Annotated in this window: 6 protein-coding genes; 4 read left to right on the forward strand and 2 right to left on the reverse strand. The window is 54.4% G+C overall.

The annotated features are described in order from the left end of the window. From H8Q75_RS11190 to cysW, 4 genes are all read left to right on the forward strand, one after another. On the forward strand, positions 1 to 225 hold a 225-nt coding region (locus H8Q75_RS11190; RefSeq protein ID WP_297041763.1), incomplete at its 5' end, for a cobaltochelatase subunit CobN. Positions 226 to 735: 510 nt separating this feature from the next. After that, a complete protein-coding gene (locus tag H8Q75_RS11195) occupies positions 736 to 1,782 on the forward strand; it encodes a sulfate ABC transporter substrate-binding protein (protein WP_024123943.1) in 1,047 nt (348 codons plus the stop codon). Next, positions 1,782 to 2,618 (forward strand): sulfate ABC transporter permease subunit CysT, encoded by an 837-nt coding sequence (gene cysT / locus H8Q75_RS11200; protein ID WP_024123942.1) that lies wholly within the window; start codon positions 1,782 to 1,784, stop codon positions 2,616 to 2,618. The genes H8Q75_RS11195 and cysT overlap by 1 nt, the downstream gene beginning before the upstream one ends. Continuing rightward, entirely contained in the window at positions 2,605 to 3,444 is an 840-nt protein-coding gene (gene cysW, locus H8Q75_RS11205) for a sulfate ABC transporter permease subunit CysW (protein ID WP_024123941.1), read from the forward strand. Before cysT ends, cysW begins: the two co-directional genes overlap by 14 nt. Here cysW and H8Q75_RS11210 read toward each other — a convergent pair. Beyond that, positions 3,441 to 4,730: a homoserine dehydrogenase gene (locus tag H8Q75_RS11210; protein ID WP_162147195.1), complete on the reverse strand. Its 1,290-nt coding sequence runs from the start codon at positions 4,728 to 4,730 to the stop codon at positions 3,441 to 3,443. The genes cysW and H8Q75_RS11210 overlap by 4 nt on opposite strands. A 42-nt stretch (positions 4,731 to 4,772) precedes the next feature. Then, on the reverse strand, positions 4,773 to 6,217 hold a 1,445-nt coding region (locus tag H8Q75_RS11215), incomplete at its 5' end, for a bifunctional aminoglycoside phosphotransferase/ATP-binding protein (RefSeq protein WP_297041769.1).

Consider the following 6,217-nt stretch of genomic DNA (forward strand, 5'->3'; position numbering starts at 1 on the left):
AACCGGATCGGCTTCATGCACGCCGAAGTCGGGGTCGAGTTCATCAACCTCGATGAGCAGATGCGGCAGCGGCTTTTGAATACCAACCCTCACTCGTTCCGTAAGATGGTCAGCACCTTCCTAGAGCTCCACGGACGTGGCTACTGGGAGACCAGTGAGGCCAATCTGGAACTGCTACGGCAACTCTATCAAGAAGTGGAGGACAAGATTGAGGGAGTTGAGTAAACAACGTTAACAGAATCGGGGGAAACTCTCCCCCTTTTTATTTGGGCGCAGGTGTGGTGGAACCCTCCCTATAGATTGAGCATCAGACCCCGCAGGACGTTTTTTCTGTGGCGGAGTTGAGGATGTTGACAACACTCCAAGTAGTTGGCCTATCCTCCTTGACTGGTTTGACCATCCTTTCCTTTGCGGATACAACCACCCCTTAATTGCCCTTAATTGAATGTCAATGTGGAGCTCGGTGGTTGCCGTCAGCTGGTGTATGTGGTGCCCATTCCTCAGACGCAACCCGTGTATGGGCTACCGCTAAGAGGGGTCAGTGTTCCGCCAACCTCCTGGCGATCGCGCCATCACCGAAAACGCCCCATCGCAATCAACCGCAATGAGTGATTCCCACCCATCCTAGACAGGTGCTGATCACGTTTTAAGCATTTCAGCTAGAATCACCCCCCTTCTGCTAAGATGGATTTGCATATCGGTATTCCGATCGATTTATGGTAGATTAACGGTAGAATGGTGAGTTGGCGGCGTTTTAGGATTGGGTTAAGCTTATTCTTACTAGCGGTAGGCCTCAGTGGTCTCACTGCTGCCTGTCAATTTCAAGCCACCTTACCGGATGGTCGTCCTGCCCAGGTCAACTTGACCTTGGTGTCCTTTTCGTTGACTAGGAAAGCCCACGAGGCAATTATTCCCCTATTTGCCGCTCAGTGGAAACGGGAACATCAACAAGCGGTCCGCTTTCGCACCAGCTATGGTGCCTCTGGGAGTCAAGCCCGAGCAGTCATTGATGGCCTAGAGGCCGATATTGTGCATTTATCCCTTGGCTTAGATGTGGATCGCATTGCCCAGGCAGGTTTAATCCGCCCCGATTGGGCGCGTCAGGCCCCCCACAACAGTACTGTCACCACCTCTGTCTGTACCCTGATCACCCGTGAGGGTAACCCGAAAAACTTACAGACCTGGCAGGATTTAACCCGTGAGGGCGTGACCTTTGTGACGGCCAATCCCAAAATCTCTGGAGCCGCCCGCTGGAACTTCCTTGCCCTGTGGGGATCAGTAACGCAGACGGGGGGAACCCCTCAGGAAGCCAAAGCCTTTGTTACTGAGGTCTTTCGCCACGTAGCGGCTCTCCCCCGCGATGGCCGTGAGGCCACCGATGCCTTTTTGACGCAGGGACAGGGGGATGCTCTGATCAACTATGAAAGTGAAGTAATTTTGGCCCGCAAGCAGGGGAAGCGCCTCTCCTATCACATTCCTAAGGTAAATATCCTCATTGAAAACCCAGTTGCGATTGTGGACAAATACGCCGATCAGCACGGTACTCGTGAGGTTGCCCAAGCCTACCTTCAGTTTCTTTACACACCTCAGGCTCAAGAAGTTTTTGCTCAATATGGCTTTCGGCCAGTGGATGGGACAGTTCTGGCTGCCCATGCCCAAGAATTTCCACGGGTACCCACTCTGTTTACCGTTAGGGATCTCGGGGGATGGGAGAGGGTGCAGGCTCAATTTTTTGCCCAGGGTGCCCTGTTTGATCAAATTCAGCGGGAGAATCAAGCCTGATGAGTGCTACCCCCCCCATTTCTCAGAAACGGCGCTGGCGGTTCCCTTGGGTTTGGAAAATCACTGTCTTTTACTTGCTGGTGATGCTGGTTGTGCCCGTAGCTGCCCTCTTTAGTCGCGCGAGCAGTGCCGGGCCATTGCATTTTTGGCAGGTAGCGACGCGGCCGATCGCCCTATCGGCCTATGAGGTAACCTTTGTAACTGCCCTAGTGACAGCTCTGATCAATGGCCTCTTTGGGACCCTGATTGCTTGGGTGCTGGTGCGCTACTCCTTTCCGGGGAAGCGCTTTTTTGATGCCGTGGTGGATCTGCCCTTTGCTTTGCCAACGGCGGTGGCAGGTTTGACCTTGGCAACGGTCTACAGTGAAAACGGCTGGATTGGCAGTTTACTGGCCCCCTGGGGAGTGAAAATTGCCTTTACCCGCTGGGGAGTTGCGGTGGCCATGCTCTTTATTTCCCTGCCCTTTGTCATTCGCACGGTTCAGCCTGTCCTCACGGAAATGGAAAAGGATGTAGAGGAGGCTGCATGGTCCCTGGGTGCCACCCATGGGCAGACCTTTTGGCGAGTCATTTTGCCGCCTTTGATGCCCGCGATTCTCACAGGCGTTGCCCTGGGTTTCTCACGGGCCGTAGGAGAATTTGGCTCAATTGTTATTATTTCCTCCAACACCTCGTTCCGGGACTTGACTGCCTCGGTGCTCATCTTTCAGAGCTTAGAGCAGTACGACTATGAGGCGGCAACCATTATTGGTACGGTGATGCTCTTGGTCTCCTTAGGGATTTTATTTCTGATTAATCTGCTGCAGGCATGGGGGCGGCGCTATGCGGAGCCTTAAACCCTCTCCCACCCAAGAAAAGCCGTGGCTGCATCTCCTTTTAATTGTCATTGCCATCGGCTACTTAGCCCTTGTGCTGCTGATTCCAGCGGCCAATGTTCTTTTCCAAGCGTTTTACAGGGGAGTCATGCCCTTTCTGGAAAATTTGCTGGAGCCCGATTTTCTCCATGCCCTGTGGCTGACGTTTGCCCTTGCCTTGGTGGTGGTGCCCTTAAACACAGTCTTTGGCCTTTGTGCCGCTTGGGCGATCGCCCGCCATCGTTTTCCCGGCCGCACCCTCTTGCTCAGCATTATTGACTTACCTTTTTCCATCTCCCCCGTTGTTGCTGGACTGATGCTGGTACTGGTCTATGGCCGCAATGGCTGGTTCGGGAGCTGGCTGCAAGCGCTGGATATGCGCGTTATTTTCTCCTTTCCGGGGATGGTGCTGGCAACCGCCTTTGTTAGTTTGCCCTTTGTGGCGCGAGAAGTCATTCCTGTGCTGGAAGAAATCGGCACCGAGCAGGAGGAGGCCGCAAAAACCCTTGGAGCCAATGAGTGGCAAACTTTTTGGCGAGTTACTTTACCCAATATCCGCTGGGGGCTGCTCTACGGTGTCTTGTTAACCAATGCCCGCGCCATGGGGGAATTTGGTGCCGTGATGGTGGTCTCTGGCAATGTGGCTGGCCTCACCCAAACCCTGCCCCTCTTTGTGGAGGACGCCTATAAAAATTACAACACCGAGTCTGCTTACGCGGCAGCGGTCATCCTTGGCCTGCTGGCCTTAGTGACACTGGTGGTGAAGGAAATTTTAGAGCGCAAGACAGGCATCAAGCCCAATGCCTAGGACATGCCCAAGACCCGTAAAACAGAGGGCACTGCTTCAATGTCTGCCATTTGCGCAATCTCGGCCATCGCCTGGCGAAACTCGCCCTCGCGCACGTGGTGGGTGACAATCACAATTTCTGCTAGCTCGTTATGGCTGCCAATTTGAACTAAGGATTCCAGGCTGACATGATGCTGACCAAAGCAGGTGCCCAGTTTTCCCAGCACCCCCGGATGATCTTGGGCATGGACACGAGCATAGAAGCGACTATCCACCTCTGCCATCGGTAGCAGCGGCATAAACTGATTGTGCTGGCAGGTGAGCAAAGGATGGCTGGCACGTCCTTGGGGGAGAAGAGCAGCAATGTTAATTAAATCTGCCACGACGGCACTGGCGGTTGCCCCTGCACCGGCACCGGGACCATAGAACATCACCTGTCCTAAGGGCTCTGCCTCTAGGAGAATGGCATTATAGACGCCATTGACACCCGCAAGGGGATGATCGAGGGGCACGAGGGTGGGATGAACGCGCACTTCGAGGGGCTGACCGCTTAGTTGGCGGGCGATCGCCAGCAGTTTAATGCAAAACCCCAGTTTTTCAGCGTAGGCAATATCCACCGCTGTGATCCCACCAATGCCCTCGGCATACACTTCCTCGCGGCGAATTCGTCCTCCAAAGGCAAGGCTGGCCAGAATGGCAATTTTATCCGCTGCATCCCAACCTTCAATGTCGGCACTGGGATCAGCTTCAGCATAGCCTAGGCGCTGGGCATCGGCAAGGATGGGGGCAAGATCCCCCTGCTCCTGCTGCATGCGGGTCAAAATGTAGTTGGTGGTGCCATTGAGAATGCCGCTAACACTGTGGATACGATTGGCCCCTAGGCTCTGTCGCAGGGCTTGAATGACGGGAATGCCACCGGCTACGGCAGCTTCGAGCATCACATAGACCCCTTGGGCATTGGCAGCATCAAAAATTTCGGCACCATGACGGGCAATGACGGCCTTGTTGGCGGTAACAATGTGCTTGCCATGGGCAATGGCCTTGAGGATCAGCGATCGCGCCGGTTCAATACCGCCGAGGACTTCCACCACAATGTCAATGGCTGGGTTGGTGACAATGCTTTCCAAATCCGTTGTCAAAAGTTGCTGATCAAGGGCAACGGCACGGGGCTTATGGGGATCCCGTACCCCCACTTGGGCGATCGCCAGTTCCTTGAGCAGGGGATGGCGCCCCGCTGGATCTACCAAAATTTGCGCCACAGCGCCACCGACCGTGCCTAACCCTAGTAAACCAATGTGATACATCAGACCCGTCCTATTGCTCTGTTCCTATTATCAGTTGCCCTCGTCCTAGTCACACACATGGCGAACGTAGGGCTCCTCCTCAGGCAAAAAGGATTCAAAACTGGCCACTTGGGCAGCAATCAGATCAGGGGTGGCCTCGGCAATATCCCCTTGGCGATCGCTCAAGCGGCGGCGCAGTTCCTCCGGGGGGGCACTACAGAAATGAATCTCTAGGGGGACACGCAGTTTCTTGGCTAAGGCAATCACCGGTTGGCGCAGCGCCACGCGATCGTACTTCGCATCCAAAATCACCGTTTGTCCCTGACGCAGCAACAATTCCGCATAGGCCAAGAGCTGATCATAGGTTTTTTGGGTCATGGCATCGGAATAGAGATCCACCTCAGGGAAATCCGTACTGCGGCGATCTAGGGGTAAGCCCGCCAAGTGTTTGCGCACCGCATCGGAGCGAATTTGTATTGCCTGCTCCCCTTGAGCAAGACCTCGTCCCCGCGTACTTTTGCCTGCTCCCGACAGACCAGACATGACATAGAGCTTGGCTTGGCGGGGTTGGGTGTAGCGATAGGCAGCCCCATAGTAGGCCGCAGCAGTGGCTTGCAGCTGTGCCTTTTCGGCCTCGCCAATGGCGGGATCATTGAGGGCTAAGGCATTGACATTGCCCCGAATATAGGCTCTCACACACAGGTACAGGGGCAAGAGCACCGCCCCCTCATAGTCACCACTCCATTCCAAGTAAGTGTTGAGGAAAAGATTGGCCAAGTCGCCGCGCCCGCGAAACTCCAAATCCATCAGCAAAAAGGCGGCGTCATAGATGCCGTCAATATTGCGAAATTCTTCGTTGAACTCAATACAGTCAAAAATTTGGACCCTGCCCCTGTATAGACAGATATTATTCAGGTGCAGATCGCCGTGGCACTCCCGAATTTTGCCCCCTGCCTGCCGCCGCACAAACCACTCTTGATGACGGCTCAAAAAGTCATCGGTAAAGGCATGAATTGCCGCGTACTGCTCTGGGGATTGACACCGACCGACAAACTGGGCAGCCAAGGCATGGCAGTTGTCAATCACTTGGGCGATCGCCCGCGGCGAACCAAATTTAGCAATGTGGGGACTCGTAGCAGCGCTGCGGTGGAAGCGGGCTAGTTCTTTGCCAAGGGATTCAATCAGGTGAGGGGTGACTTGGTTAGCCGCAAAGAGGTGAGAAAACAGTTGCGACTGATCAAATTGGCGCATTTGCACAGCATAGTCAATGACCTCAGCCCCCACGGGTAAGTCTTGGGGATCCGCCACACAATAGCGATCGCCCACCGCCACAATGGGCACCACCCCCAAGTAGAGATCGGGCGCCAAGCGGCGATTAAGCCGCAACTCCTCCTGACAGTAAAACAGCCGCTTTTCTAGAGTTGTAAAGTTCAAAAAACCAAAGTCCGCCGGCTTTTTCACCTTATAGGCATAGTCCCCCGTCAGAAACACATAGGAAATATGCGTTTGCA

The organism is Thermosynechococcus sp. OHK43, assembly GCF_014466085.1.
Lineage (GTDB): Bacteria > Cyanobacteriota > Cyanobacteriia > Thermosynechococcales > Thermosynechococcaceae > Thermosynechococcus.